This is a genomic window from Dorea sp. ICN-14282, from assembly GCF_037890115.1.
GTDB lineage: Bacteria > Bacillota > Clostridia > Lachnospirales > Lachnospiraceae > Dorea_B > Dorea_B phocaeensis.
Genome location: NZ_JBBKBH010000007.1, coordinates 1 through 26,047, shown reverse-complemented (window position 1 = coordinate 26,047; position 26,047 = coordinate 1). Strand labels below are relative to the sequence as shown.

Sequence of the window (26,047 nt, the reverse complement as noted above, 5' to 3'; positions counted from 1 at the left end):
ATGGAACAACATACAGATTTATTAAACATACTAGAGAAATTAAACCCAGCAGAGCTCAATTATCAGGAGTGGGTTAATGTTGGGATGGCGTTAAAACATGAAGGGTATTCTTTTGATGTTTGGGATGACTGGAGTCGGAATGATTCCAGATATCATGTTGGAGAGTGTCAGAAGAAGTGGAACAGCTTTCACGGTTCCTCTGTTCCGGTTACAGCTGGAACTATTGTGCAGCTTGCAATAGATCGTGGATGGAGTCCGTCTTCCTTATCTTATGCTTTAGACTGGGACGATGAAATCAGTACAGATGGCGTTATCATAGATGCTTCCTGGGTGGAAGAAAAAGAAGTGACTGAGCCTAAAAAATGGAACCCTGTTCATGAGATCGTTCGTTATTTGGAGACGTTGTTCGAAGCTGGTGAGAATGTGGGTTATGTTACAGGTAGTTGGAAAAACGAGGAACGCTGGCTTCCACAGAAAGGGAATTGTGACAGAACTGCCGGACAGCTGATTGAACAATTGAATAAATGCAATGGCGATATCGGAGCTGTTCTCGGCGATTATAACAAGGAAGCAGGTGCCTGGATACGTTTCAATCCTTTAGATGGCAATGGTTGTAAAAATGAAAACGTAACAGAGTTTCGATATGCTCTTGTAGAGTCCGATGATATGACCATTGAGAAGCAGAACGCCATCATTCGAGAGTTGGAATTACCGGTAGCATGCTTGGTATTTTCTGGGAAAAAAAGCTTGCATGCGATTGTGCGAGTCGATGCTGCAGATTATTCAGAGTATCGGAAACGGGTGGATTATCTTTATTCTATCTGCCAGAAAAATGGCTTGAAAGTAGATACGCAGAATAAAAATCCGTCTAGATTGTCGAGACTCCCGGGCTTTGAACGTAATGGTAAGAAACAATATATTGTCGATACGAACATCGGGAAAGAGAGTTGGGAAGAGTGGAAGGAATGGATTGAGTCCGTTAATGATGATCTTCCGGATCCTGAAACCTTAGAGGATGTTTGGGGAAAACTCCCAGAACTTGCACCTCCGCTCATTGAAAATGTATTGAGAAAAGGACATAAGATGCTGATTGCGGGACCATCAAAAGCCGGAAAGTCCTTTGCCTTGATAGAGTTGTGCATTGCAATCGCAGAAGGCGTTAAATGGTTCGGATGGCAATGTGCAAAAGGCAAAGTAATGTATGTAAATTTGGAACTGGATAGAGCTAGCTGTTTGCACAGATTTAAGGACGTGTATACAGCACATGGAATAGTTCCGAGAAATCTTAGCAATATAGATATCTGGAATTTGAGAGGAAAGTCTGTGCCAATGGATCAGCTGGCACCGAAGCTCATCAGAAGAGCGGCTAAAAAAGATTATGTAGCAATCGTTATCGACCCGATCTACAAGGTAATTACGGGGGATGAAAATAGCGCTGATCAGATGGCCAGGTTTTGTAATCAGTTTGATAAAGTCTGTACTGAGTTAGGGTGTGCAGTGATTTACTGTCATCACCATAGCAAGGGTGCTCAAGGTGGAAAGAAATCTATGGACAGAGCTTCGGGTTCCGGAGTATTTGCAAGAGATCCGGACGCTATGCTGGACTTGATTGAATTAGAAATCACAGATGCTTTAAGAAAACGGGAAGAGAATGATGCTGTGTGTGAAGCGTGTAAGTGTTATTTAGATGCTCATTATCAGTGGGAAGACGATTTGTCCCAGGATGATTTATGCAGCCAGGTGCAGATGATGGACTATTGCAGGAGACGTTTGACAAGAAATCAGATGCTTGATTTGTCGGCTCAGATCGATGCGAAAGTATCTATTGCAAGGTCTAAAACAGCATGGAGAATTGATGGAACATTAAGGGAGTTTCCTAAATTTGAACCGGTAAACTTGTGGTTTGACTATCCGATTCACCGCATGGATCCGTCTGGAGCCTTAAAAGATATCAAACCAGAAACAGATACTCCAAGTTGGAAAAGAGGTTCTGAAAATAATAAGAAGAATGCACATGAGCGGAAAGCAGAGCGAAAAAAAGCACTTGAAAACGCCATTGAAAATAGTGACTTTGGTGATTCGCCGAGAGTAAAAGATGTGGCAAATTATCTTGGGATTTCTGAAAGGACAGCAAGAGATCGTATAAAAGAGCACGGGAAATATGTTATTGAAGACGGATATGTGAAAAAGAAGTGAGTGCGGGGAAGACACAAATTTCAGACATCCCCGCAATACAGTACATGACGGGGAAGACAGAAAAACCAGTCTTCCCCGCAATGGGGCAGTGAGTGAGGGGAAGACACAAATTTTGGTCATCCCCGTGTTGCGGGGAAAACTATCCCCCTAAAGGGGGATAAATAAAAACCCCGCAGCGTGGTTACGGGGGTAGGAGAGGGACGGGCCTAAGGTTGCCCGGCCCCGTCTCCCTTCCCCCTCCCCGTAACAGGTAGACAAGAAAAAAGAAAGATTTAGTGCATTAAAGAGGTGAAGCAAATGAAAGAGATAGAATTTTTTATGGCAATGGATCCTCCGACAGTTACCGCTCAGGAACATAAAATAACAGTGATCAATGGGAGGCCCGTTTTTTATGATACACCGGAAATTAAAAATGCAAAATTAAAGTTGTGTGGATATTTGGCAAAACATAAGCCGAGAAAAAGAATTGAAACAGGATGTCGGTTGATTACAAGATGGTGTTTTCCAAAAGGTGCAGCACATGCAGATGGGGAATATCGTATCACGAAACCTGACACGGATAACTTGCAGAAACTTTTAAAGGATTGTATGACATTGTGTAACTTCTGGAAAGATGATGCGCTGGTGGCTTCAGAGTTGGTAGAAAAGTTCTGGGCAGACATTCCAGGAATTTACATCAGAATTGAGGTATTGTCATGAGGGGAGGAGCGATGGCATTCAACGATGTTTTTCAGTTGTTGAAAAAAACTTGGAATCTTTACAAACGATATGCGGGTGCTGGGCATCTTGTGGAGACACAGTTGGATGCGTTTTTAAAGGAAATTGACGAAGTATATCGAGAGTATAATAGCAAATTCGCAAAAGATGTATTAACAGCGTTGGCACTTGAGGTAGGGAGGCACATATGAGTAGAGCAGAGCTAAGACGCCAAAAGCGTGAACAGGAGAAGAAAACAAAGACTCTTGTAATGACGGCTGATGAACTACAGAAGATCCGGCAGCAAGAATTTGACAGAGCAAAGAAACTGCTAATGGATCGGAATGATGAGCTGACCCAGGAGATCTGGATCATGCTCTTAGCTATTCCGACGAATGTCCTGATCGCAGACTACTGGCCAAAGACGGCAAGGCAGAGGATCCCGGAGTTTGTAGAGAAATGCATGGATCCCTATCATGCATGGGAGCAAGGCGCGGTAGATATGACACAGATGCAGGAATTGACGGAAGAGTATGCAGGAGTGAAGTTGGTAGTCCCTGGAACGACAACAGGGAAGGTAATAGAGAGGATGTAGAAGATGAACGTACTAGAGAAGATTTTGGAAGAGATAGAATCTCTGCTTTATTAAGCTGTTGGAGGTGTAACATGCAAGGAATCATCAAACTAAATCAGATCCCGGAAACATGCAAGGACTGCCCGTTTCATTCTTACTCTTCCGGGTGCAGGGGAGAAAGAAAAGCGTTCGAAGGGTTCAAGGTGACTCGACCGGACTGGTGCCCGATTATCAAAACAAACGAAGGAAGTGACGGAGATGTATAAAGCACGAAGAGACCGGCATCAGCAGAAGCTGGATCAGATACAGCATCACGAAGAGCTGGAAGAGTGTGCAGTACCGGATAAGGCGCGGGAACGCTTCCGGCGACCGCCATATCAGATCACGGATCCGATCGGGTACATGGCGAAGAAATACGATATCAAGAAGGAGATAGACGCATGACACAGGATTGGTATTTTGAAAGCTACGAGCGTCTGTGCGAAGCGGTCGTAAAGCAGGCGGTATACGATTACCAAAGAGCACTACGCAGATTGGCTAGGCATCCGCATGATGAGGAAGCACTGAGAGGAAAAGAAGAGTGTGAGCGGTTCTTTCGCAGGGATATGGCGCTATATTCTGATCTTGACGGAGAAGTGATCATAAAGGCAATCCGACAGAGAGTTGACAAGGAGATGAAGCGGTGATAAGCATTAACAAGCATAAGCAGAACAAGAGAGAACTAGATATGGTTAATCGACAGTTAGACAGGCTGTATGCGCAGCTTGAGGCAGTGCCTGAGATATCTGGGAAAGTGACGAGGTCTAGTACAGATTTCCCGTACATCGAAGAACATGTTACCGTTCGGATGGACGAGCCAAAGGCAGCAACAGCCATCAGGGATCGGATTCGAAAAAAAGAAAAACGGCAAAAAGAATTACTCGCAGAGATTAAATCTACGGAAGAAGCTGTGGCATCTCTTCCTGATGGAATTGAGAAGCAGATAATGGATATGGTGTACCTGGAGGGGCTTAGTCAGAGTGATGCAGCGGAGCTGATGGGGTATACGCAGGCAAGGGTATCCCAGATTATAAGAAACACATTGAAAGATTTATAACATTTATAATTTAGATATGCTATAATTATTCTAGAACGATTAGGACTTTGGCTGATTGTTCCTCCAAAACAATATAAAATCTTAGAAAGTACACCTTGTAGAAATGCAGGGTGTATTTTTCGTTGTGTAATGTCGAGAAATGGGATATTATAGAAGTAGGTTTTTGGGCGAGAGGAGAAAAGGACATGGCAAATATTATTGCAGTTGTATGGGATTTTGACAAAACTTTAGTGGATGGATACATGCAGGATCCTATTTTTGAAGAATATAATGTTGAATCAAAAGAGTTTTGGAAAGAGGTTAATAGTCTCCCTGATAAATACATGAAAGAACAAGGTGTATTAGTCAATCCGGATACAGTATATCTTAATCAATTTATAAGGTATGCTAAAAATGGAACATTTAAAGGATTAACAAATAAAAAACTTTTTGAATTCGGAAAGAAACTCAAGTTCTATAAGGGCATTCCTGATATTTTTGAAAAAACTAAAAAATTAATAGAAGAGGATTCAAAATATAAAGAGTACGACATAAAAGTAGAACATTACATAGTCAGTACAGGAATGACACAAGTAATTAAGGGATCTTCGGTTATGCCATATGTAGAGCATGTATGGGGGTGCGAATTGATCGAAGGAGAAGATAAAGACGGAGCCCCGTGCATTTCAGAGATAGGATATACAATTGATAATACTAGCAAAACCCGTGCCTTATTTGAAATTAATAAAGGAGTTCATAGTGGAGACTCTCGTGAAGGCGTAAATGCAAATACTAAAATACCAGAAGAGTTTCGAAGAGTACATTTTATAAATATGGTTTATGTGGCAGATGGACCAAGTGATATTCCAGCATTTTCTGTTTTGAATAAAAATGGTGGAGCTACATTTGCAATATATCCAAAGGGGGACTTAAGAGCTTTGAGTCAGGTTGAGCAAATGAGGGTCGAAGGAAGAATAAATATGTATGCTGAGGCTGATTATTCAGAAGGAACGATGGCTTATATGTGGATTTGCAATAAAATAACAGAGTTTGCAGACAGGATTCGAAAAGAAGAACGAGATAAGATAGCGAAGTATGCGGGCTCTCAAGGACCGAAACATTTAGTTGATTAAAAATAGCTAATGATATATATCGATACAACAGGCACCCTCCGGGGTGCTTTTCTAATGCAAAAATACGGATACATAGCTTAGTTGGTGAGAGCATCCGGCTCATAACCGGGCGGTCGCAGGTTCAAGTCCTGCTGTATCCAGTAATATAAAATAAATGGATTGGAAGGTGGTGAAGTGGCAGGTTATGAAAACATAAAAGATAAAGGATTTGACAATCGAACCACGGGGGAACTACGGGAGATTGCAATAAGAGGCGGTAAAGCAAGTGGAGAAGCAAGGCGAAGGAAAGCAGACTTCCGGAAAACATTAAATATGCTGCTTACCGCAGAAATAGACAACGAAGAATATAAGCCGATTCTAGAGGCGCTTGGTGTTGAGTGTACTTTAGAATCGGTTTTAAATATGGCAATGATAAAAGAGGGACTTGCTGGGAATGTGAAAGCGTATGAAGCTATTGCTAAGTATGCAGGACAAAGCAATCAGACGGAAAGAGACGATGAAGAGCAACGGATCCGAACAGAACGTGCGAAGAGAGCCCGTGATCTTGAAGTTGGAAACGATGATAGCAATGATGAGAATATACAGAAATTCTTGAAAGCAATGCGACCTGCGCAGGAGGATTTGGAAGAACTGTTTGACAATGTAGGAGATGGTGAGAATGAAAGCGAAGAGAAGGCCGAATAAGTTTAAGTTCAAACCATTTTCAAAGCAACAGCAAAGACTTATTCATTGGTGGAGGCCTGGGCTTGTATCTTCTGAGAACGACTTTGTGATTGCAGATGGATCCATTCGATCAGGGAAAACGATAGCCTGTATCATTGGCTTTCTTACATGGTCGCAAGAGATGTTCGAGGGAGATTCATTTATTCTCGCGGGAAAGACGATGGGTGCATTAAAGAAGAATGTGGTAAGGCCTATGCTGCAGATACTGGAAGCATGGGGCTGGTCTTACACCTATATCCGTTCTGGAACCGATGCGAGGATAGAGATCGGCAGTAATGTGTATTACTTATATGGAGCCAATACCGAAGCTGCACAGGATGCATTGCAGGGCTTGACGGCTGCCGGAGCATATCTTGATGAAGCAGCTCTTTTCCCAAGAAGTTTCATTGACCAGGCTATTGGTCGATGTTCTGTAGATGGATGGAAGGTCTGGATGAACTGTAACCCAGAAGGACCTCATGCTTACATCAAAGAGGAATTCATAGACAAGGCAACAGAGAAGCGTGTTTACAGATTGCACTTTGTGATGGACGATAACCTGACATTATCCGTTGATCGAAAGGAAGCATATCGCAGAGCGTGGAGTCCAGGAAGTGTATTCTACAAGCGCTTTATTCTGGGATTGTGGGTTGCTGCGGATGGACTGATTTATCAGCAATTTGCGGATAATGTGAAACAATATCTTGTGGATCCGAAATGGCTGGAAGAAAACGAGATTATATATGCGACAATCGGAGTCGATTTCGGTGGAACGAAGTCGGCTCATTCTTTTACCCTCACAGGATTTACAAGGGGATATAAACAGGTGGTTGTACTGGATGAGTATTATTGCAAGAAGCGGATTAATCCGAAACAGCTTCAGGATGATTTCATAGATTTTGTAAGGCGCGCTCAAAGCAAATATAAAGTATACGAAGCCTACTGTGATAGTGCAGAGCAGACGCTGATTGCCGGACTTGAAATGGCATGTTCTCAGGCTCATGTAGGAATAGATATCAAGAATGCAATAAAAGGTTCTATCAATGACCGTATCGCATTTTACAACAGCCTGATTGCACAGAACAGGTGGAAAATAATGAGTCACTGCAAGCACATCATAGAAGCCTTTGAGAACGCTTGTTACGACGATAAAAAGAAGAACATGGATGTCCGACTGGATGATGGACTAATGAACGTGGACAGCTTGGACAGCACGGAGTATAGCACTGAAAGTGTACAGGGCGACATCTTGTACCTTGCAGCATAGGAGAGAGATTGATGAATGAGATAAGAGAGTGGTTGGCTGAAAATAAATATAATACAGCTACGGACGAGACCTATAGCCATATCCTTGAGTGGTTAGAGTGGTATCAAAATGATGTGGAAAAGTTCCACAAGTACAAAGTATTCAATGGTGTTGTTACCAAAGAAGAAGAGCGGTATAAGCTCGGAATGGCCAAGAAAGTATGTGAAGATTGGGCGAATCTGTTATTAAATGAAAAGGTAGCGATAAAAGCAGGAAACTACGAAAAGCGTTTACAGGAAGTGCTCGATAACAACAATTTCCTTGTGCGTGCTAACCAGCTAATAGAGACGGCATTTGCTCTCGGAACAGGGGCTATCGTAGAGTATTTGGACGGAGAAGAAGTGATGATTGACTATATCCGTGCAGATATGATCTACCCGTTATCTTGGGACAATGGAGACATTACAGAATGCGCCTTTGGCTCTGTTCGGGTGATTGACGGGAAAGAAGTTCTTTATTTACAGATCCACAGACTTGGAAAATCTGATAATGAAGAGGATTCAGAACATTATTATATCGAAAATAAGTATATTGACCGGAAAGAAAGCAAAGAACTTGACCCACCGGAAGGTGTAATTCCATTGGTATCAACTGGCTATGATAAACCACTATTCCAGATTATTACGCCGAATATTTGCAATAACATTGATTTGGATAGTCCACTGGGCGTGTCTGTATTTGCAAATGCGATTGATCAGCTGAAAGGATGCGATCTTGTATATGACTCATACATGAATGAGTTCGTGCTAGGCAGAAAAAGAATATTGGTCCCGATATCCTTTGCAAAAATACAGATGGAAAAGGACGGTGTGGCTGCTCCAGCATTCGATGCAAGCGATACAGTGTATTACCAAATGCCGGGAGATAGGGATAGCAATTTGAAACTCACAGAAGTGGATATGTCGATCAGGGCAAATGAGCATGAGCTTGCGGTGCAAAGAAGTTTGGACGTACTTGCACTTAAGACAGGTTTGGGAACTGGCAGGTATCAGTTTGATTCATCCGGAGTTAAAACTGCTACTGAGGTTATATCAGACAAGTCTGATCTGTACCAGAACCGGCAGAAGAACGCGATTATAGTTAATGCTGCATTAATAGACATGGTGGAGGCTATTGCATTTCTAGACGCTGAAAAAGAGGTAGAAGTGTCCATTGACTTTGACGATTCCATCATCGAAGATACCAACACTACCATCGACAAGAATATAAAGCTTGTGCAGGGAGGTCTGCGGTCTAAACTTACTGCAATCATGGAAATCAACAAATGCGATGAAACGGAAGCTGAAAAAGAGTTGAAGAGGATTGCAGGAGACAATCAGATCACTGGGCAGGACGTGGACTGGACGGATATGGGAGACGATGAAAAAGCTGAAGAAGAGGAAGTTGATGAGCCGGATCAGGAGGAAGGTGAGGTAGAGGATGAATCTTCTGAAGAACCAGCAGGAAGCGGAGACGATAGATAGCGTCTACATAGATCTAGAAGCGCGACTCATGCAGAATATTGCAAGGCACCTCAGAGATTGGGAGCAACTGATTGATACAGATAGATGGTTGATGCAGAAGCTTGCGGAGATTGGAAAGCTTAATAAAGAAAATATCAAGATAATTGCGCAGATGTCCGGACTTAGCCAGACAGCAGCTTCGAGGATGCTGAATGCTATGGCAGAAGAGGCTATCAAAAACACAGAGCCCGGATTTCAATATATGGCCAGGCAAAGAATGATAGGTGTTGTTGATGCTGAGAAAAGTAAAAGTGTAAAGAGAGTCATGCATAATCTTCGGAAACAGGCAAAGGACTCTTTGAATCTTACGAATACTACGATGCTACATAAAGCACAAGAGGCTTTTAAAACACTTGTTCAGAACACTGCAGAAGAAGCGCTGAAGATTATGAATAATAATACTGGTGCTGTTATTACAGGTGCAGAGTCCAGACAGCAGGCACTCAGAAAGACAATCAGACAGTTTAATGACAAGGGCATTACGGGCTTTGTTGATAAGCGAGGACGTAACTGGACGCCGGAAGCCTATGTTAACATGGCAATGCGCACGACTGCCGGAAGTGTGGCGAATGAAGTACAGACTGCAAGATGTGAAGACATGAGAGTGAACCTGATCCAGATAGATAGCCATTCTGGGGCGCGTCCCAAATGCGCAAAGGATCAGGGGAAAATATTTGACCTGAACAATGAAAGTGGTTATACAGAAGACCTAAACGGAAGGAAGATACGGTATTATCCTTGGAACTCTTCTAGTTACGGAGAACCGGATGGAATCCTTGGAATTAACTGTGGGCATCATAAGTATCCTTTTATTCCTGGGGTGAATATTCAAAGATACTTTCCAACAGAAGATATGGATGCGAACAATCGTCTATATAAGCAGACACAAGTACAAAGAGCGTTGGAACGTGATGTACGAAAGCAGAAACGGGAGTGTATGCTGTTTGATGAGCTTGGGGATCCTGATGCATTTGAGGAAGCTTCTGTGAAGTTGAAATCGAAAGAAGCACAGTTGAAAGACTATGTGAAAAAACACGATCACTTACATCGAAGAAAAGACCGTGAACAGGTGGTTGGGTTCGATAAGAGGATATCTGCGGAGGCATTTGCGGCAAATAAACGCATGCAGAACATAGGTAAAATGGCAAATATTAATGACGGCATGAATTGGAGTATGACGAAAACTAACAGTATCTCAAAAGAAACTAAAGCTGAGATAGTGGCTTACGCCAAGGATAAAGGAATTAATATTGTCGACTTGAGCAAGTTTGATGGTGATGTTGGAATACTCAAGAAACAGGTTGACAAGCTAAGCGATCTAGTAAAAGAATATCCGGAAAGCGCAAAAAAGAAGATTACGCTTACTGTTGGAAATCTTCCAGACGAAGATTTTGGTCAAACAAGAGGAAGAACGATTACACTAAATGCAAAAGCATTAAGAGATAAGAATATCACAGAAGAGAATATAAAAAAATCTGGAATATTTGCTTCTGAGGACATTGATGATATTTCTGTGCATGAGTTTGGACATATTTTATCTGAAATTAAAGGCAATAAAGGAATTGAAATCACAAAGAAGGCATATTATAATATTTACAACAGAAGTATAAGTGATTCTGAAGCGTTGATGTATCTCAAAAAGAACGTATCATCATACTCAATCTCATATAATGGTGATTATGAAGATGACATTCTGCGAGGAAGAGTAAAAGTGACGAAATACAACGAGATTACATCTGAAGTTCTTGCAAAGGATAAGTATAAATCAACCAAGTTCACCAGAGAGTACCTTAGATTATTACGGGAGGTATAGTTATGAGAGTTTTAGATATGTTTTGGATGTCTAACGAAAATTGGTTTTATTTTGATGGCCTCGTGCCAAAGATTAGAGAAGACGCTCCAAGGGAAGCAAAGGAAAGTTTTAAAAATTACTTAAAACAATTAAAAGAAAGAAATAGTGCCGCTGATCAGTAGGTCAGTGGTATTTTTATACCCATTTTTAAGAAGGGAGGGACGAGTGTATGAAGATACCTGGAAAAATAAAAGTACTGTATAAGGAGTATACAGTGGAAGAAACTGCAAACCTGCACGATAACGGTGGAGATTTATACGGACAGATTCATTATCTTCCGGAAAAAATTTTTTTAAACGTAGATGCAAAGGAAGAACAGAAGAAATCTACTCTTCTTCACGAGTTGATTCATGCTATGGATGAAATCTATAGCATTGGGCTGAAAGAAAAACAAGTTGAAAAGCTTGGCAATGCGTTCTACATGTTACAGAAGGATAACCCGGAACTTTTTGAAAAGTAGAAAGGCGGTGATCCAACGATCTCCCACCGGCAGGGAATGACCGGAACAGTAAAGGAGTGATGTGATTGATTGTAGTAAAGATCCGTGAAAATAGCTTGTCGATAGATGGCCATGCTGGATATGCGGAAGTTGGTAAAGATATTGTGTGTGCTGCTGTGTCGGCATTAGCACAAGGCTTGTTACACTCGCTAGATGCCCTGACAGATGATAAGATATCTACAGAAGCAGAGAGCGGGCACGTTAAGATAGAATATGGGAATCTTTCAGAACGAGGACAGTTACTGATGGATTCTTTTTTTATTGCCGTAAGTGACATCCAAGAAGCTTACGGAGAAGAATACGTACAAATACAGTAATACGGTCGCCGAACGGGCGTTAAACGGCTTAAAGAAAGGAAGGTACTAAAAATGAAGTACATGAACATGAAGAAAAAATACCAGACACTTGATCTACAGTTATTTGCTGGAGAAGATGAAGGTGGAACTGACGGAGAAGATTCCGGTGACGGTGACGACCAGGACGACGATGAGTCGGACGAAGACGGGGAAGAGGAAAAGAAATTCACTCAAAAAGATGTGGACGAGACTGTAAAGAAACGCCTTGCTAGAGAAAAACGAAAGTGGCAGAGAGAGCAGCAGAAAAAGTCTACGAAGAAACCTGACGGACATGAAGAATCCGGAGAAAGCAGCAAGGAAGAAGACGCTGAAAAAGCTGAAGCAATAAGCAAAGCTTCTAAGTTAGAGGCGAAGGTTGCATGCTATGAAGCTGGTGTGTCAAAGGACGCTGTTGATGATGTGACAGCTTTGGCTAGAGCTTACATGGAAGCGGACGAAGATCTTGACCTTGAAGATGCTATCGAAAAAGTAGTAAAAAAATATCCTCAATTCAAAAAGGGTGCTACGGATCCGTACGAAGATGAGGACGAAACCAAAGGAAAATCATGGGGGCAGAGACAGAACGGAAAAACACCAAAGAAAATGTCCGGTGTTGAAAAGAAGTTCTATGAGTTGAACCCAGACTTAAAGAGATAAGGAGATTATAAGTATGCATTACAAAAAATTTATGAAGTACAAATTAAAAATGGATTTACAGTTATTTGCTCATGCAGCACAGGAGAGATATTCTGATCTTGTGCTTGCGAAGTTAAGAAAGACAACCATCTTTTCCAGCCTGTTTAATACGCGTTATGAAGGGACTCCTACTGCAGGAGCTGTAAAGGTACCAGTCAGAGATACCGAGGTGAAAGTGGGAGATTATGATAAGTCTGCCGGCGGTTCTCTGTCTGATGGAACGACTACTTATCAGACAATGAATATCGACAAAGACAAATATGTCAACGAGCTTATTGACGGCTTTGATGCTGCGTCTGTTCCGGACAATCTTGTAGCTGACAGACTGGACTCTGCAGGGTATGCAATGGGTGTATCTTTTGATACAGACCTGATTACACTGCTTACCACAAAAGGTACAGCATCTTCCAATACGACAGCACTTACCAAAGACACTGTCTATGATTCTGTTGTGGACGAAGTTGCAGCGCTGAAGAAGAAAGGTCTCAAACCGGAAGAGATGTGGCTTGCCGTTACAAACGAGACATATGCTCTGTTACTGAAATGCCCTGAATTCATTAAGGCATCTGATCTCGGTGATAATGTAGTTCAGAACGGGCGTGTTGGCCGTATCGCAGGTCTCGATGTTTACGAGACTAACAATATTGCGGATACCACAAAAGTCGAGTACATTATCGGAAACAGGATTTTCTGCCACTTTGTAGACGAGTGGATGGTGCCAGTTACTGTGAATGACCTGAAAGACGGTAAGCACATTGGCGCATCTGCTGTGCAGGGACGTAGGGTATATGGCATGATGGTTTCTAGACCTACGACTGTAACGCTTAAAAAGCATGCGTAAGCAGTTAGGGGGGCGGTTAAATGCCTTATGTAGATAGAGAATATTATGTTGGAACATTTAAAGGGGAGCCGGTTGATGATGCCGACTTCCCTTCTCTTTGTATGAGGGCAGAAGAACTTATTGAGGAAATGACCAGGTACAGGGTTACGCCGGTCACTGTCCTCACTATGCCGGAAACTGTGCAAGAACGGGTGAAGATGGCTGTGTGTGCACAGATTGAATATCTAGACGCAAATGGTGGAGCCGATATGGATAACGGTGCGGATCTGCAGAGTGCAGGGCTTGGAAAGTTTAATTACACCAGGTCAGTTGGTGCGAACGGAAGCACAGAGCAGTCCATGTATGCACCGAGAGCAATACGCCTCCTTGCACCTACCGGATTGCTATATAGAGGAGGTGGAGCGATATGAGGTCGATTCCGAAAAAACTATTGATCCACGAGGCAGTGCATGCTATATCTACAGATTCAGACCGGTGGGGAACGGAGATGCTTGTGAATAGGCAGAAGATAGACAACATCCGTATCGAACCGACAGAGAAGATCATCCGCGACAAAAATAATGCTGAAGTACAGCTGGCAGCTACACTCTTTTATGACTGCCGGAACAGCCGTCCGAAAGGTATGGCGTTTGCGGTGGATGATATTATCCTGGTAAATGAAGAGATGTATAAGGTGCAGGTATGCGAGCCATTATACGATGCGAAGAAACTGCATCACTGGGAGTTGGGACTGGTGCGACATGCCTAAGATCAACACTCGTGTCACTTTTGACAAACGAAAAGCGGAAGTGCTTATCAAAGCCTCCATGAATGATGCATTGACGGTGATGGGAAACCAAGCGCTGCAGGATGTGAGTCAGTACGTGCCAAAAGATCAGCACACACTGGAGAACAGTGGATTGACGGACAGTGACCAAAAAGCGCAGAACCTTAAGTTTAAAATGCGTTGGTCTACGCCTTATGCGCAGTACTTATGGCATGGGGATGTGATGTATGGTAACCCGACTACTCGTACCTATGGACCTGAGAAACTATCCTTTACGTCTGCCCTTGCCCGTGAAGAATGGGCGAAATATGCAAAGGAAGTGCATGGGGAAGAGTGGAAGAAGGTATACCAGGCAGCATTGAAAAGGGGGCTAAACAAATGACACCACAAACCGAGTTATTAGATCTGTTAGTATCCACAGTCGAGAAAAACTGTGATATCGGAACCACAATCTCTCTGAAAGAGCTACCCAAAAATGGAGGCATATATGCTGAGCTTGGAGAAGGTTTTGGAGAGGGTATGTATTATGATAAGAGCACAGAAAAGGTTCTTCCGGTTTTATTTTTGTGTCGAAACAAAAATCAGAAGGAAGGTCTAGAACAATTGTGTATTATAAGTAACTATTTGCAGCGCTTAAAAAAATATCCGGAAGCAAAAAGCTTTAAGTGGTTGGATTCTAGTGTTGCAAAAGAACCGAATAAAATAGGCAGAGACGAAGATGGTGTTTATCATTTTTCCTGCATTGTAAATTGTAAAGTTTTTTATTAAAGAAAGGAAGAAGAGCAGAATGGAAAAAATTAATTTGCAGATGTTTGCAGAGCCAGAGCTTCCGGATAATACGATTACACCGGAAATGAACTACGAGACAGAGGCTTTTATTAATGTGGCAGAGCCATCTACTCCAACAGCTACATGGGCGTCTCTTGCAGCGCTCACGAAGAATATGGCACAGAGCTTGAATGAGGTGTTGTATCAGGCCACATACTATGCAGATAAAGGATGGGGCAGCACAGAGGTTACAGGGGCTCAGATGACACTCACGTTGACGGGAGATGTGAAGCCAGGAGATAAAGCCTGTGATTATCTTCTTAGTGACAAGGTGATGTATGAACTTGGAAACGCTAGAAAGAACCATCTGAAGCTGCAGAAAGGTAAGAAAATCATTATTTGGCCGATTACAATTGCAAACATTACACCGGCATACGGAGATTCCGGAGCCGTTAATGCGTTGACGGTTACAATCCACGGAAACGGGAGACCGGCTATCGGTACGACAGAATAGGGGTGACGATTGTCACTCTTATTCTATTTTGAAAGGAGCATAGAGAATGGCATATCAAGCACATAGAAAAGCAAAGTATACACAAGAGTTTGAACTTGTAAATGAGAGCGGGAATGTAGAGCATAAGATTTTAGTTGCGCTGGATCCGGGTAGCTGTATTGAAAAAATGAATAAGAAGTATATAGATCTGCTTAAAGCTGATAAGGAAGTGAGCAAAATGAAATTTCCGGATGCCAGTTTGAACCACGAAGAGTTATTGAATGCATATCAGAAACTTGGCATAGCTGTGGTTGATTTGATCGAGGCTGTGTTCGGGACTGAGGACACGAAAACCATTTTGGAATTCTACAGAAACGATTATGCAGCAATGTCCGCAGAAGTTATCCCGTTCATTGCGACGGTTGTTCTTCCAGATTTAAGGAAAATAACACAGGATAATAAACGAGATATCTTAAGCAAGTATAATCGAAAACAGAAGCGTTCTATCAAAAGGATGATGAAAAAATGAATGTGATCACAGAGATCCCGAATAACATCTTATACACGGAAAAAGGCAAACTTAAAATCAATGCTTCGTTTGATGTTGTTCTAGAAATTCAGAAGCTTTATACAGAGGATGAGCTTACAGACTATGAAAAGGTATGCGCTTCATTGGAAATGCTTGTGATAAACCATTGGAATTTAAGATTGTTTTCTCCGGAACGGAAAATAGAGCTTTTAAATGAAATAACCAAGAAGTTTATAAAAGTAAAAAGAAGACCAGATGTGAAAAGGAAGAGTCCATGTCCGATTCTTGATTTTGAAGAAGATAGCGACTATATTTATGCCTCTTTTATGCAGGAATATGGTATTGATCTGATAGACCAGCAAGGAAAACTCTCTTGGAAGAAATTTTTGTGGCTGTTTAATGGTCTTGGTTCAGATACCAAAATTAAGCAGGTAATGCGGATCCGAGATATGGATATCCCGAAATATAACGGGAAGAACATGGAACAGATTCAAGAAATACAAGAGCTTAAGTCCTATTATGCGTTACCGATTAAAGGTGGAGGTGGACAGACTGGTCTTGATCTGTTGTTCTCTACGTTGGAAGGGATGGCAAAACATTGATTGCAGACGGTAAAAATGTAAAGAAAGTAAGGTGTCCTTATTGTGGCCATGAACAAAACATCTTTTTTGTTACGGGCGCACGGTGTGAAGGGCTTTTTTTTAAATGCAAAAATAAAACATGCAGAAAAGAATTTGAAATAAGGATATGACGCCATGTTGTGCCACTGTGCCGGCTATAAATACAGAGGCAGGTGAGTAATGATATGGCTAATAATGGCGATGTAACGTATGAGATACGTGCTGACGATAGCAAAGTGGAAGCGGATCTTGAGCAAGCAAATAAAAAGGTAAAGCGTGCTGCAGAGAAGTCTGCAGATGATACTGTAAAAGTTGAAGAGCAGAAGACAAAAGACATCAAAGCAGAGTCTGACAAGGTTGTGAAAAATGCAGATAAGGCTGCAGATAAAGTGGCTGATGCATGGAAAGAAGCTGGACAGGATGCGGAAAAGGCAATGTCTAGTATTGACGTTAAAGATCAGGAAATTGATGTAGATGCTGATACATCAAAGGCAGAGTCGAAGATAAAAGCTGTAAGCAAAGATGAAAGCATAGATGTGGATGTAAAGGCAGATGTTTCGGATGCCAAACAAGGTCTTGATGATTTGTCAGCAAGTGCAGATGATCTTGGAGAAAAACTCAGTGACGCTCTCGGGGGTGGAGACGGAGCCACAGCAGCAGGAAACATAGGGAATCTGTTGAAAACATCCTTTACGGATGCAGCAAGTAGTGCAGTCCCTCTTGTGGGGCAAATGGGCGAATTGACAGCAGGTTTATCCGGCGCGTCTTTAGCAGCAGTAGGAACCGGCGCGGCAGTTGTAGGATTCGGTGCATTAGCTGTTGGTGCTGCGAATAATGTGAACAGCGCCATGAACAGCTTTATTGCAATGACAGGAAAGGGAACTGAGGAGTCCGAACGTTACCAAGAGGTAATGGAGAACATCTACGCTGGAAACTACGGAGAAAACTTTGAGGATATTGGCCAAGCTATGGGAACTGTTGTTCAACAGCTGGGCGATATGGACGATGTGGATCTGCAAAATGTAACAGAGTCTGCATTTGCTCTTCGTGACACGTTTGGTTATGACATCCCAGAGTCTACCAGAGCAGCGAAAGCCATGATGGATAACTTTGGCACATCTGGCGAAGAAGCGATGAATTTGATAGCTTCCGGAGCGCAAAACGGCTTAGACTACTCTGGAGAACTTCTCGACAGTATATCTGAATATTCCGTCCAGTTTGGAAAGATGGGACTTGATGCGGAAGATATGTTTTCCATTTTTGAAAAAGGGGCTGAGTCCGGGGCTTTTAACTTGGATAAAGTCGGTGATGCCGTCAAGGAAATGTCTATCCGTGTAGTTGATGGGTCAGATACCACTCGAGAAGGATTTGAATTACTTGGACTTGATGCGGATACAATGGCTCAGAAGTTTGCTGCCGGAGGAGATACGGCTAAAGAGGCTTTTGACGAAACACTTGAAGCGTTAGCTTCTATGGAAGACCCGCTTGAACAAAACACCGCCGGTGTTGACTTAATGGGAACCATGTGGGAAGATCTTGGACCCGAAGCGGTTTCTGCGTTAGCGGATATTGAAGAGGGCGCGTATAACACATCTGACGCAATGAACCAAATTAAGGACGTAAAGTACGATGATCTTGGCTCTCAGTTCGAAGAACTGAAGAGAAATGCGGAATTGTTATTGGTGCCGTTAGGCGAAGCGCTGATCCCGTTGCTCTCCACTTTAGCAGAATCTGTATTGCCTGTATTGACAGAATGCATAGGTCCTTTACTACAGATCGTGACAGATTTGTTGACTCCAATAATTGACTTGGTGGCTTCTGGAATCCAACCTCTTATTAATGCATTTATGGATTTTATGAACTCAGCTGTGTTACCTGTCGTGAATGCACTTTCCACTGTTTTGTTGCCCATAATCGAGTCGGTGTTTAATAGTTTCTTTACTCGAGCTTCCACAACAATCACCAGTGTTACAACAATTTTTCGGAATTTGATTGATTTTGTGAAAAATGTATTTTCAGGAAACTGGAAGGCCGCTTGGGAAAATGTCAAAGAGATTTTCCGGACAGCGGTTAGCGGTCTGGCTGATATCTTCAAGGCCCCACTCAATGCGATTGTAGACGCTTGGAATGGCCTGGCTTCCAGTATTGGGACTATAACAATCCCTGATTGGGTACCTGGCGTCGGTGGCAACTCTTATAGCCTTCCAAAGATGAGCCGATTGAAGGTTGGCTTGGACTATGTTCCGAGTGACATGTTCCCGGCGTTTCTCGACGAAGGGGAGTGGGTACTCACAAAGGAAGAGGCAAACCTACTTAGATCTTACGGTGGACTTGAGGGTATGGTATCTATGTTAGATCGGAAATCGGATGGTATCAACGTAACAGTTTCCGGAGGAAGTGGACAGCAGATAGATTATAAGAAGTTGGGAACGTGTATTGTTGATTCATTGGTACGGTCAGGCGTTGGATTTAAGTGTGACGATCGTATCTTTGCGAGATTGATAAAGGATTTGATTGATTATGTATGATATTAGCTATGTAGGTGCTACGCACGGGGAAAGAATTGAATTATGCCATTGGCCTTATATGGTCAATGGCGGAGATATTTTTAATAGTGAATTCGAAGAAATAGAGGAGAACGATCATATTCAGGACTGGGAGAAAAAGATCACAGATTACTCTTTGCAGATTGATATATCAGCGGTATCTGAAAAAGATTTTAAGGAAGCAGTAGACCGGCTGGAGGATATTACAGAAAAGGATATTGTGAATGTGACGCCTGGAAGACTTTATGTTGGTAATAGCTATATGAAGTGTTGGATCATTGGGACAGACAAAGACAGGTGGGTAAATGATCTATGCAGTATAAGTAATGAGCTGACTATCAAAAGCGACTACCCGTATTGGATCACAGAAGAAAAGTTTGAATTCTTAAAAGCAGAGCAATCTGAAGTAATGTCCCCTTGGCTTGAATTTCCGTACGATTATCCGTATGAGTATGGGAAGGTAAGGACGCTGCAGTATATACAGAATAGTAACTACACGAGCAGCGGTTTCAAGATGACGATATATGGGCCTTGCATCAATCCTATTATTCGTATCGCAGGGCATGTCTATGAATTGCAGACTACTCTATATGCTGGCGAATACGCTGTGATCGATTCCAGTACACGGTATTCCAAAGACAGGAAGATTGTGAAGGTTAAAGAGGATGGTACGCAGGAGGATATTTATAACAGCAGGAACAAAGATAGTGAGATTTGGCGAAAGATTCCGCCTGGCAGAAGTATTGTCTCTTGGAATGGTTCTTTTGGTTTCGATATTATCTTATTCAATGAAAGGGGGACGCCGAGATGGACTTTACCGTAACGGATACTCTTGGCAGAGAAAAGGGACCTCTTGAGCACTGTGGAGCGGAATTTGTTATCGGCACAGATAATGATTTTGAGATCAAGATTCAAGAAAAGCTATTTAAGGATGATCGGAATCGGAAAAATTGTCGTGTATTTGCAGAGGGGACAGAGTACGGCGGTCTGATCCGAGCACTCAATCCAGTCACAGAAGATAAGATCATCAAATTAAAGGGGCCGACCTGGCGGGGGATTTTGAATCAGAGAGCGATCAATCCCGGAAGTAATACATATATTACGCTAAAAGGAGAGGCAAATGCCGTCATTCAGGAGAATCTTGCCAAGCTTGGATTGACCGAGATATTCAGTGCATCCAATGAGAACAGCGGGATTGTATTAAATTATCGAGTTCCGCTTCAGAGTATGTTGCTGGATGCATTTAATGCAGCTTTAGAGGATCAGAATGCACGGCTGGAAATCAAATACAAACTTGGAGACGCAAATGATAAAGGCTATGTGGAACTGTCTGCAAAGCCAATCGTGGATCATTCTGAGCAGATAGAGATCAGTGAAGACGGAAACGTGAAACTTAATATTTTGGACTATCAGAACGGCGTGAATCATTTGATATGTTATGGGAAAGGCGAAGAGGCGGCGCGTCAAAGAGTGGATCTGTATGCTTGGCCAGATGGTAGTATACAGAAGAAGCAGTATTATACCGGTATAGATCTTATAGAACAGTACTACGAAAATACAACCCCTGATACAGTGCAGGAATTGGAAGAAGAGGCGCGAGAGAAGTTTTTAGACTTGATGAATTACAAACAGCTGAAGATATCGGTATCTGATATGGATTTGGAGCTGGGGGATATTGTTGGAGGCCGCGAAAGAATTACAGGTATCTACATGGCAGAGCCGGTTGTAAGAAAAATTGTAACTGTCACAGGGAAAGGCAGAGTAACAATCGATTACAAATTGAAAGGAGAAACATAAAATGGCGAATCAGTTCATTGAGACAACTTTAATGGATGGTTTTGCGGACGGACCTCATATAACGGAAGTTCAAACAGGAATTGCAAATCAAGGATTATATGGTCCGGACGATTACGTTCTTGAGGGTGGGAGAAGTGCGGAAGCGCAGATCCTTACAAACAACAGTATCCGGATTTTCGATGCTGTTTTCGTAATTCAGGGGCGACGCGATGTAATGGCAGCGAATGATTATGCAGATGTTACGATAGCAAATGGAGCGCAAGGGATGAACCGAAACGATATTATCGTGCGAAGATATGAGAAGGATGAAAGTTCTGAGGTTGAGAAAACATCTTTTGCAGTTATCAAAGGGACTGCAAGCAGTGGGACTGCTTCGGATCCAGTTGTTCCGACTGGGGATATTCGGAGTGGTGCAACACTTCATAATATGGCTTTATACAGGGTTAAGCTGCAGGGACTGAATATTGTAGCGGTAGAGCCTCTGTTCAAACTCCTCTGCAATATGTCAGAGTTGCAGAAGCAGTTTGATGAATTAAATAGCAATTTGATCCAAAGCGGTACAGAGCTGGTTCCAAACGCCAATGGTTACTTTGCGATCAAGAATATTACATTCCCGGTGCCTTATGCAGAGATCCCAAATGTGACAGCTACTGTCTCGAATGGAGACAACAACAACAGCCTGGAGGCTAATATATTTGCTCAGGTTGGTCGTGTTTCAAAAACAGGGTGCGTTTTGAAGGTTTGCTGTTGGAATGAACAATTGTCCGGATCAAAATTCAACGTGTCGTGGATCGCAGTTGGGAAACGGGAATTATAAGTGCATTAGGAAGGAGGAGAAACATGCAGTTAAAATTTAACGACGGAACTACACTTGCAATTCAAAAAGTCACAGAGTTTGGCGGCGGCTTGCAGGTGCTGGTTGCCGGGACAACGCCGGAGAAGCTTCGGGAATTGTTTACGGATCCTGTCAAGACAGCAAGAATGACTGTGACGGAACGGGGGCAGGTGATTGGCGAGTATGAGAACTACACCGAGTTCTACAGGACGGAAGAGTACACCGGGAAAATCTACGGGGTTGTAGTTAACAAAGTAGGAGAATCCGTGGAGGAGCGTCTTGCTAGTGCAGAACAGACTATAGATAAAACAAACACGGATATGCAGATGGCGGTCGCAGAGCTGACGATGTTAATCGCATCCTTGCAAGGAGGTGGCGCAGGTGTTTAACGAAAATAGCGTGATTGTGAAAACGTGGGTAGAACTGGTAAGAAATGGGACGTACAAGAAAGAGAGCGTTCCGAAGATCAGTAACTTACAGGAAATCGTATGGAAAGTATTAGAAGGGAAGGTAGAGTAATATGACGTTTACGAAAGACAGTGTATTGGTGAAAACATGGGTGAGTCTTGTACTTGCAGGAACATTTACTTTGGATCAGGTGCCGAAGCTCTTTAATTTAAAAAGCGTGGTTTCCGAGATCGTGAATAGTTTAATGTAGGAGGTGCAGTATGGATACACCTATCGACAGAGCAGAGCACCTAGAGTTTGCGAAGCGAATGGAAGATGAGCATAAGCGCATTAACCACAGACTGACAGACTTGGAAGAAACCGTCCGGCAGATCGGAGAGCTGACCACCAGTGTGCACAGCTTGGCGCAATCGGTCGAACAGCTCGTGAAGTCTCAGAACCGGCAAGAGAGCCGGTTGAAAGAGTTGGAAAATAGGGACGGGGATACCTGGAGAAAAGTGAAGTGGTACTTATTGACATTAGCGATCGGGGCGGTATTTGGATTAGTAGCTTCGCAGATCGGGTTTTAGAAAGGAGAGAAGTACATGTTTAAGAATAGTGTGTTTAAGCCAAGCGTAGACACGGTGGAGTGGCTTAAGAGAGCAGGAATCCGTTCAGTAAAAACAATGGCACAGACAGCAGTGGCAGTGATCGGAACAGGGGCGGTCATTTCCGCGGTGGATTGGAAGATGGTATTATCCGCATCGGTGGTAGCCGGTGTGGTAAGCATCTTAACAAGTGTGGCAGGTATTCCAGAGGTTGAGGGCGAATAATCGTCCTCTTTTTTTTGATTAAAGGAGAGAAAACATGAAAACCCTACAATTTGAAGTAGACGGGCAGTACATTTCACGGAAAGATAACCTTGTACCGGTTGCGAAATGTCGGAATCTCTACAAGGCGCACTTTGAGTTTCTAAGCCCCGAATGGGAAGGCACGAAAACAGCGATCTTTTCTCAGCGGAGTTATTCCAAAGCGCAGGTACTTGACGAGAAAAACGAATGTGCAATCCCGTGGGAATTTTTCGACACAGACATAGATATAAGAGGTACGGTGAGTGTATTCTGTGGAGATTTGGTGACAACAAATAACGCATATGTAAGTATAGAAAAGACAGGTTACAAGGACTCGGACGCATCTGTACCGCCAACGTCTGACGTGTATCAGCAGATTCTTGAACGGCTTGATCAGGTTTCGGGTCTGACGCCCGAGGACTTGGCGAAAGCAGTTGAAGAATACTTGGCGAAGAACCCGATTGAACTAACACCGATCGATAAGACGTTGACGAAAGAAGGGCAAGCTTCGGATGCGAAAGCCACAGGGGATAGGCTTAAGGAAAAGATAGACAAGAATCAAGGGGCGGAAAACAACGGAAAGATTCTTGGAATCGGTGCGGATGGAATGGTGGCTCTTGTGGAGAAACCAAGTGGCGGTGGAGATGGTATCCCGATTATCAACACCATGAGTGGAGCAAGTCCTTTGGTAGTTACTGATAGTGCGGAACGTGTGAATAAGGGAATGAGTATCATCGGAAATACCGTACAAAAGCAAGACCCACCACCAAGTCCAAGCAATCCACAGGAAATCAAGAATGTTGGAAAGTGGAATGAGGAAACACAGAAGTATGAAGTGGATGTGATGGTTACTAATGCCGAGCAAGATTGGGACAAAGAACAATCCCTCACAATAACATCCGACCGTCCTATTACAAAGTGGGACAAGCTTGTAGAACAAGATGGACAGATTGGGTGGTTATATAAGGCGGTATTTGATTCAGACGTTAGACCATCTAGGATGGATTTATTCCCAAGCGGATTTGGCTTATATAAGGATCACTTAAATGGTGTATTTACTTATAAAGCTGGATTTGCAAAAAAAGAGATTGGTTGGCAAACATCTATTTGCAAACAATTTAAAAATGTAGATGGTTCTTATAGCAAAGGAGGATTATTCTATTATTCAGATCAACCAAGCATAGATACGGTATATTTTAATTCTAATATTGCTACACTAGAATCGTTTGTTAAATGGATGGAAGAAAACCCATTGGAGATGGTTTATAAATCAAGAGAGTCAGAATTTATCCCCCTTCAACAATCCGAACAGGATGCAATCAGAGCATTAACAACCTACTATCCAACTACAGTAGTCACAGTAGACGGTGGAGAAGTAATTCCGAGCGTAGAACTAACCTACACCGCAGACACGAAGAACTACATAGACGGAAAAATTGCTAGTTACCATGCAATGGCTCAAGCAAATCAAATCGCAATGATGAGCCTGCTACCGGACGAAACCCAAGCAACCATGATTGAAAAAGATCAAGAAAACTTATTAGGAGGAATTTAAAATGAACAGCAAGATGATTGTAACACTTATGACGAACCTTATTAATAAGAAGTATTACGCTACAAAAGACGATGCAGTCGCAAAGCTAGATGTCTATTTTGCAATGAGTAGAATATCTGACGATGAATACGCAGAGCTTGTAATTCTTGCAGAAGCAGTATATGCAGAAGCGTCAATGTAGGAAAGGAGAAAGTCTATGGCACATTTATTTGTAATCGCAGGACACGGAGCAGGAGACCCGGGGGCAGTAGGACATGGATATACAGAAGCGGAAAGAGTAAGAGCCCTGGCAGGAAGGTTGTCGGCTCTTGGTGGTGGAAATGTTACTATTGGTGACACCTCACGGGACTGGTATCGAAGCGGTTTGATTAACACACTTAATATCCCGAAAGACTGGTGTGTGTTGGAATTGCACATGGATAGTGCTGGAGCATCTGCAAGGGGTGGACATGTAATTATTAAACAGGGGTATAGCCCAGACTCTTATGATAATGCACTGGCTAACTTTATCGGATCATTCATGCCGGGTAGAGCAAATCTTATTGTTGGACGTAATAATCTTGCTAATGTCAATCGTGCTGCAAATCGGGGGATTAATTATCGCTTGTTAGAATGCGGATTTATCACGAACGCAGGAGATATTACAAAGTTTAATACGAAAATGGACGAACTTGCAAGAGGCATTCTATCTGCATTTGGAATCTCTTCTTCACCGTCAGGCGGCTGGATTAAAGACTCTAAAGGTTGGTGGTACAAGCGGGCAGACGGAAGCTATCCACGCAGTGAATGGCTGCACTTGGACAGTTGGTACTGGTTTGATGCGGAAGGCTATGCCGTTGCGGGCTGGCAGCTGATAGGTGGTCGCTGGTATTATTTTAATGATGATTGCCGGATGCTGACAGGTTGGCGTCTAATTGATAACCATTGGTATTACTTAAGCAGCAACGGAGACATGCTGACAGGCTGGCAGCTGATCGGTGGAAAATGGTATTACCTGACGCCGGAGAAACAGAAGGATAAAGATCACCCGCATGGGTCTATGCGAAGCGGGTTTGTAGAGGACGGAGGCCGGTACACCTATTACTGCATTCCAAAGGGAGACGGATCGCCAGAAGGGGCTATGGTCACAGGATGGAAACAGATCGATGGGGATTGGTATTATCTGAACGAGGGGAAAGAGTGCCAGCCTCTTGGCAGCATGATGCGCAATCATTGGCTTGGGAAGTATTACTTAAAAGATAATGGCAAGATGGCCAAGGATGAGACTCTTGAGATCGGCGGGAAGAAGTACGTATTTGACCAGGACGGAAGAGTAATATAAAAAAGCTCCCGGAGCCGTTAAAAGTTCCGGGAGAATTTCGTGAAAATGTCTTCCTTTTTTAGCTGAGAGTATCAAAGAGGTTTTGAAAAGAACGCTCCGTTTACAACACGTTTACAACAAAAATGCCCGCAAAGCCCGTAAAATCGTTAGAAAAATTTAATCTTTGTTTAAA

37 protein-coding genes and 1 tRNA gene are annotated in these 26,047 nt (G+C 42.8%); all 38 read left to right on the top strand.

The annotated features are described in order from the left end of the window. The 38 genes from WKT00_RS11730 (at position 1) to WKT00_RS11545 (ending at position 25,875) form a co-directional block, all read left to right on the top strand. A complete protein-coding gene (locus WKT00_RS11730; RefSeq protein WP_340263802.1) occupies positions 1–2,196 on the top strand; it encodes an AAA family ATPase in 2,196 nt (731 codons plus the stop codon). Positions 2,197–2,493: 297 nt separating this feature from the next. After that, complete coding sequence (locus WKT00_RS11725; protein WP_340263801.1) at positions 2,494–2,895, top strand: RusA family crossover junction endodeoxyribonuclease; 402 nt, start codon at positions 2,494–2,496, stop codon at positions 2,893–2,895. 11 nt (positions 2,896–2,906) lie between these two features. Further along, on the top strand, positions 2,907–3,104 hold the full coding sequence (locus WKT00_RS11720; protein ID WP_340263800.1) for a hypothetical protein: 198 nt from the start codon (positions 2,907–2,909) through the stop codon (positions 3,102–3,104). Next, a complete protein-coding gene (locus tag WKT00_RS11715; protein ID WP_340263799.1) occupies positions 3,101–3,487 on the top strand; it encodes a hypothetical protein in 387 nt (128 codons plus the stop codon). The genes WKT00_RS11720 and WKT00_RS11715 overlap by 4 nt, the downstream gene beginning before the upstream one ends. 71 nt (positions 3,488–3,558) lie before the next feature. Then, positions 3,559–3,732: a hypothetical protein gene (locus tag WKT00_RS11710; protein ID WP_340263798.1), complete on the top strand. Its 174-nt coding sequence runs from the start codon at positions 3,559–3,561 to the stop codon at positions 3,730–3,732. Continuing rightward, positions 3,725–3,910, top strand: coding sequence for a hypothetical protein (locus WKT00_RS11705; protein WP_340263796.1), 186 nt, complete (start codon positions 3,725–3,727; stop codon positions 3,908–3,910). Before WKT00_RS11710 ends, WKT00_RS11705 begins: the two co-directional genes overlap by 8 nt. Further along, complete coding sequence (locus WKT00_RS11700) at positions 3,907–4,152, top strand: hypothetical protein (RefSeq protein WP_340263795.1); 246 nt, start codon at positions 3,907–3,909, stop codon at positions 4,150–4,152. Before WKT00_RS11705 ends, WKT00_RS11700 begins: the two co-directional genes overlap by 4 nt. Beyond that, positions 4,149–4,562 (top strand): sigma factor-like helix-turn-helix DNA-binding protein, encoded by a 414-nt coding sequence (locus tag WKT00_RS11695; RefSeq protein WP_340263794.1) that lies wholly within the window; start codon positions 4,149–4,151, stop codon positions 4,560–4,562. Before WKT00_RS11700 ends, WKT00_RS11695 begins: the two co-directional genes overlap by 4 nt. 185 nt (positions 4,563–4,747) lie before the next feature. Next, positions 4,748–5,674 (top strand): haloacid dehalogenase-like hydrolase, encoded by a 927-nt coding sequence (locus tag WKT00_RS11690; protein WP_340263793.1) that lies wholly within the window; start codon positions 4,748–4,750, stop codon positions 5,672–5,674. Between the two features lie 66 nt (positions 5,675–5,740). After that, positions 5,741–5,814: transfer RNA gene (locus WKT00_RS11685), tRNA-Met, on the top strand. A 34-nt stretch (positions 5,815–5,848) separates the two neighbouring features. Beyond that, positions 5,849–6,358, top strand: a complete 510-nt coding sequence (locus WKT00_RS11680) for a hypothetical protein (RefSeq protein ID WP_340263791.1) — start codon at positions 5,849–5,851, stop codon at positions 6,356–6,358. Then, complete coding sequence (locus tag WKT00_RS11675) at positions 6,333–7,643, top strand: PBSX family phage terminase large subunit (protein ID WP_340263790.1); 1,311 nt, start codon at positions 6,333–6,335, stop codon at positions 7,641–7,643. Before WKT00_RS11680 ends, WKT00_RS11675 begins: the two co-directional genes overlap by 26 nt. An 11-nt stretch (positions 7,644–7,654) precedes the next feature. Continuing rightward, the gene (locus WKT00_RS11670; RefSeq protein ID WP_340263789.1) at positions 7,655–9,145 is read left to right on the top strand and encodes a phage portal protein; all 1,491 of its coding nucleotides are present in this window, start codon (positions 7,655–7,657) and stop codon (positions 9,143–9,145) included. Next, positions 9,102–10,997 (top strand): phage minor capsid protein, encoded by a 1,896-nt coding sequence (locus WKT00_RS11665; protein WP_101696133.1) that lies wholly within the window; start codon positions 9,102–9,104, stop codon positions 10,995–10,997. The genes WKT00_RS11670 and WKT00_RS11665 overlap by 44 nt, the downstream gene beginning before the upstream one ends. Positions 10,998–10,999: 2 nt before the next feature. After that, entirely contained in the window at positions 11,000–11,158 is a 159-nt protein-coding gene (locus WKT00_RS11660) for a hypothetical protein (protein WP_159459881.1), read from the top strand. Positions 11,159–11,205: 47 nt separating this feature from the next. After that, a complete protein-coding gene (locus WKT00_RS11655) occupies positions 11,206–11,496 on the top strand; it encodes a hypothetical protein (RefSeq protein WP_101696132.1) in 291 nt (96 codons plus the stop codon). A gap of 65 nt (positions 11,497–11,561) precedes the next feature. After that, entirely contained in the window at positions 11,562–11,852 is a 291-nt protein-coding gene (locus tag WKT00_RS11650; RefSeq protein WP_340263786.1) for a ribosomal-processing cysteine protease Prp, read from the top strand. A 51-nt stretch (positions 11,853–11,903) separates the two neighbouring features. Beyond that, positions 11,904–12,527 (top strand): hypothetical protein, encoded by a 624-nt coding sequence (locus tag WKT00_RS11645; protein ID WP_340263784.1) that lies wholly within the window; start codon positions 11,904–11,906, stop codon positions 12,525–12,527. A gap of 13 nt (positions 12,528–12,540) precedes the next feature. Continuing rightward, positions 12,541–13,407, top strand: a complete 867-nt coding sequence (locus WKT00_RS11640) for a hypothetical protein (protein WP_340263782.1) — start codon at positions 12,541–12,543, stop codon at positions 13,405–13,407. A gap of 20 nt (positions 13,408–13,427) precedes the next feature. Then, positions 13,428–13,817 carry a hypothetical protein gene (locus tag WKT00_RS11635; RefSeq protein WP_340263780.1) on the top strand — a complete coding sequence of 130 codons (390 nt, stop codon included), beginning with the start codon at positions 13,428–13,430 and terminating at the stop codon, positions 13,815–13,817. Further along, on the top strand, positions 13,814–14,155 hold the full coding sequence (locus tag WKT00_RS11630) for a putative minor capsid protein (RefSeq protein ID WP_340263778.1): 342 nt from the start codon (positions 13,814–13,816) through the stop codon (positions 14,153–14,155). Before WKT00_RS11635 ends, WKT00_RS11630 begins: the two co-directional genes overlap by 4 nt. Then, positions 14,148–14,555, top strand: coding sequence for a minor capsid protein (locus WKT00_RS11625; protein WP_340263776.1), 408 nt, complete (start codon positions 14,148–14,150; stop codon positions 14,553–14,555). Before WKT00_RS11630 ends, WKT00_RS11625 begins: the two co-directional genes overlap by 8 nt. Next, positions 14,507–14,941 (top strand): hypothetical protein, encoded by a 435-nt coding sequence (locus tag WKT00_RS11620; protein WP_159459880.1) that lies wholly within the window; start codon positions 14,507–14,509, stop codon positions 14,939–14,941. The genes WKT00_RS11625 and WKT00_RS11620 overlap by 49 nt, the downstream gene beginning before the upstream one ends. A 19-nt stretch (positions 14,942–14,960) precedes the next feature. After that, on the top strand, positions 14,961–15,455 hold the full coding sequence (locus WKT00_RS11615) for a phage tail tube protein (protein WP_101696125.1): 495 nt from the start codon (positions 14,961–14,963) through the stop codon (positions 15,453–15,455). A gap of 46 nt (positions 15,456–15,501) precedes the next feature. Further along, entirely contained in the window at positions 15,502–15,963 is a 462-nt protein-coding gene (locus WKT00_RS11610; RefSeq protein ID WP_101696124.1) for a hypothetical protein, read from the top strand. Further along, on the top strand, positions 15,960–16,565 hold the full coding sequence (locus WKT00_RS11605) for a Gp15 family bacteriophage protein (RefSeq protein WP_340263773.1): 606 nt from the start codon (positions 15,960–15,962) through the stop codon (positions 16,563–16,565). Before WKT00_RS11610 ends, WKT00_RS11605 begins: the two co-directional genes overlap by 4 nt. Before the next feature lie 203 nt (positions 16,566–16,768). Continuing rightward, on the top strand, positions 16,769–19,111 hold the full coding sequence (locus tag WKT00_RS11600) for a phage tail tape measure protein (protein ID WP_340263771.1): 2,343 nt from the start codon (positions 16,769–16,771) through the stop codon (positions 19,109–19,111). Then, entirely contained in the window at positions 19,104–19,952 is an 849-nt protein-coding gene (locus WKT00_RS11595) for a hypothetical protein (protein WP_101696121.1), read from the top strand. The genes WKT00_RS11600 and WKT00_RS11595 overlap by 8 nt, the downstream gene beginning before the upstream one ends. Then, positions 19,937–20,926 carry a hypothetical protein gene (locus WKT00_RS11590; protein WP_101696120.1) on the top strand — a complete coding sequence of 330 codons (990 nt, stop codon included), beginning with the start codon at positions 19,937–19,939 and terminating at the stop codon, positions 20,924–20,926. The genes WKT00_RS11595 and WKT00_RS11590 overlap by 16 nt, the downstream gene beginning before the upstream one ends. A gap of 1 nt (position 20,927) precedes the next feature. Continuing rightward, positions 20,928–21,743 carry an H-type lectin domain-containing protein gene (locus WKT00_RS11585; protein WP_101696119.1) on the top strand — a complete coding sequence of 272 codons (816 nt, stop codon included), beginning with the start codon at positions 20,928–20,930 and terminating at the stop codon, positions 21,741–21,743. A 23-nt stretch (positions 21,744–21,766) separates the two neighbouring features. Further along, complete coding sequence (locus tag WKT00_RS11580; RefSeq protein WP_340263764.1) at positions 21,767–22,150, top strand: hypothetical protein; 384 nt, start codon at positions 21,767–21,769, stop codon at positions 22,148–22,150. After that, positions 22,143–22,280, top strand: a complete 138-nt coding sequence (locus WKT00_RS11575; protein ID WP_200816266.1) for a hypothetical protein — start codon at positions 22,143–22,145, stop codon at positions 22,278–22,280. Before WKT00_RS11580 ends, WKT00_RS11575 begins: the two co-directional genes overlap by 8 nt. A gap of 1 nt (position 22,281) precedes the next feature. Further along, positions 22,282–22,419, top strand: a complete 138-nt coding sequence (locus tag WKT00_RS11570; RefSeq protein ID WP_200816265.1) for a hypothetical protein — start codon at positions 22,282–22,284, stop codon at positions 22,417–22,419. A gap of 10 nt (positions 22,420–22,429) precedes the next feature. Beyond that, positions 22,430–22,738: a hypothetical protein gene (locus WKT00_RS11565; protein ID WP_101696076.1), complete on the top strand. Its 309-nt coding sequence runs from the start codon at positions 22,430–22,432 to the stop codon at positions 22,736–22,738. A 15-nt stretch (positions 22,739–22,753) separates the two neighbouring features. After that, positions 22,754–22,981 carry a holin gene (locus tag WKT00_RS11560; RefSeq protein ID WP_101696075.1) on the top strand — a complete coding sequence of 76 codons (228 nt, stop codon included), beginning with the start codon at positions 22,754–22,756 and terminating at the stop codon, positions 22,979–22,981. Between the two features lie 34 nt (positions 22,982–23,015). Then, a complete protein-coding gene (locus WKT00_RS11555) occupies positions 23,016–24,554 on the top strand; it encodes a hypothetical protein (RefSeq protein WP_340263759.1) in 1,539 nt (512 codons plus the stop codon). A gap of 1 nt (position 24,555) precedes the next feature. Beyond that, complete coding sequence (locus WKT00_RS11550; RefSeq protein WP_101696073.1) at positions 24,556–24,735, top strand: hypothetical protein; 180 nt, start codon at positions 24,556–24,558, stop codon at positions 24,733–24,735. A gap of 15 nt (positions 24,736–24,750) precedes the next feature. Then, positions 24,751–25,875: an N-acetylmuramoyl-L-alanine amidase gene (locus WKT00_RS11545; protein ID WP_340263757.1), complete on the top strand. Its 1,125-nt coding sequence runs from the start codon at positions 24,751–24,753 to the stop codon at positions 25,873–25,875. Positions 25,876–26,047 lie beyond the last annotated feature (172 nt).

Coding starts and splice junctions, on each gene's coding strand:
- WKT00_RS11730 (WP_340263802.1), top strand. CDS start 1: ATGGAACAACATACAGATTTATTAAACATACTAGAGAAATTAAACCCA.
- WKT00_RS11725 (WP_340263801.1), top strand. CDS start 2,494: ATGAAAGAGATAGAATTTTTTATGGCAATGGATCCTCCGACAGTTACC.
- WKT00_RS11720 (WP_340263800.1), top strand. CDS start 2,907: ATGGCATTCAACGATGTTTTTCAGTTGTTGAAAAAAACTTGGAATCTT.
- WKT00_RS11715 (WP_340263799.1), top strand. CDS start 3,101: ATGAGTAGAGCAGAGCTAAGACGCCAAAAGCGTGAACAGGAGAAGAAA.
- WKT00_RS11710 (WP_340263798.1), top strand. CDS start 3,559: ATGCAAGGAATCATCAAACTAAATCAGATCCCGGAAACATGCAAGGAC.
- WKT00_RS11705 (WP_340263796.1), top strand. CDS start 3,725: ATGTATAAAGCACGAAGAGACCGGCATCAGCAGAAGCTGGATCAGATA.
- WKT00_RS11700 (WP_340263795.1), top strand. CDS start 3,907: ATGACACAGGATTGGTATTTTGAAAGCTACGAGCGTCTGTGCGAAGCG.
- WKT00_RS11690 (WP_340263793.1), top strand. CDS start 4,748: ATGGCAAATATTATTGCAGTTGTATGGGATTTTGACAAAACTTTAGTG.
- WKT00_RS11675 (WP_340263790.1), top strand. CDS start 6,333: ATGAAAGCGAAGAGAAGGCCGAATAAGTTTAAGTTCAAACCATTTTCA.
- WKT00_RS11670 (WP_340263789.1), top strand. CDS start 7,655: ATGAATGAGATAAGAGAGTGGTTGGCTGAAAATAAATATAATACAGCT.
- WKT00_RS11665 (WP_101696133.1), top strand. CDS start 9,102: ATGAATCTTCTGAAGAACCAGCAGGAAGCGGAGACGATAGATAGCGTC.
- WKT00_RS11660 (WP_159459881.1), top strand. CDS start 11,000: ATGAGAGTTTTAGATATGTTTTGGATGTCTAACGAAAATTGGTTTTAT.
- WKT00_RS11655 (WP_101696132.1), top strand. CDS start 11,206: ATGAAGATACCTGGAAAAATAAAAGTACTGTATAAGGAGTATACAGTG.
- WKT00_RS11645 (WP_340263784.1), top strand. CDS start 11,904: ATGAAGTACATGAACATGAAGAAAAAATACCAGACACTTGATCTACAG.
- WKT00_RS11640 (WP_340263782.1), top strand. CDS start 12,541: ATGCATTACAAAAAATTTATGAAGTACAAATTAAAAATGGATTTACAG.
- WKT00_RS11635 (WP_340263780.1), top strand. CDS start 13,428: ATGCCTTATGTAGATAGAGAATATTATGTTGGAACATTTAAAGGGGAG.
- WKT00_RS11630 (WP_340263778.1), top strand. CDS start 13,814: ATGAGGTCGATTCCGAAAAAACTATTGATCCACGAGGCAGTGCATGCT.
- WKT00_RS11625 (WP_340263776.1), top strand. CDS start 14,148: ATGCCTAAGATCAACACTCGTGTCACTTTTGACAAACGAAAAGCGGAA.
- WKT00_RS11615 (WP_101696125.1), top strand. CDS start 14,961: ATGGAAAAAATTAATTTGCAGATGTTTGCAGAGCCAGAGCTTCCGGAT.
- WKT00_RS11610 (WP_101696124.1), top strand. CDS start 15,502: ATGGCATATCAAGCACATAGAAAAGCAAAGTATACACAAGAGTTTGAA.
- WKT00_RS11605 (WP_340263773.1), top strand. CDS start 15,960: ATGAATGTGATCACAGAGATCCCGAATAACATCTTATACACGGAAAAA.
- WKT00_RS11600 (WP_340263771.1), top strand. CDS start 16,769: ATGGCTAATAATGGCGATGTAACGTATGAGATACGTGCTGACGATAGC.
- WKT00_RS11595 (WP_101696121.1), top strand. CDS start 19,104: ATGTATGATATTAGCTATGTAGGTGCTACGCACGGGGAAAGAATTGAA.
- WKT00_RS11590 (WP_101696120.1), top strand. CDS start 19,937: ATGGACTTTACCGTAACGGATACTCTTGGCAGAGAAAAGGGACCTCTT.
- WKT00_RS11585 (WP_101696119.1), top strand. CDS start 20,928: ATGGCGAATCAGTTCATTGAGACAACTTTAATGGATGGTTTTGCGGAC.
- WKT00_RS11580 (WP_340263764.1), top strand. CDS start 21,767: ATGCAGTTAAAATTTAACGACGGAACTACACTTGCAATTCAAAAAGTC.
- WKT00_RS11570 (WP_200816265.1), top strand. CDS start 22,282: ATGACGTTTACGAAAGACAGTGTATTGGTGAAAACATGGGTGAGTCTT.
- WKT00_RS11565 (WP_101696076.1), top strand. CDS start 22,430: ATGGATACACCTATCGACAGAGCAGAGCACCTAGAGTTTGCGAAGCGA.
- WKT00_RS11560 (WP_101696075.1), top strand. CDS start 22,754: ATGTTTAAGAATAGTGTGTTTAAGCCAAGCGTAGACACGGTGGAGTGG.
- WKT00_RS11555 (WP_340263759.1), top strand. CDS start 23,016: ATGAAAACCCTACAATTTGAAGTAGACGGGCAGTACATTTCACGGAAA.
- WKT00_RS11550 (WP_101696073.1), top strand. CDS start 24,556: ATGAACAGCAAGATGATTGTAACACTTATGACGAACCTTATTAATAAG.
- WKT00_RS11545 (WP_340263757.1), top strand. CDS start 24,751: ATGGCACATTTATTTGTAATCGCAGGACACGGAGCAGGAGACCCGGGG.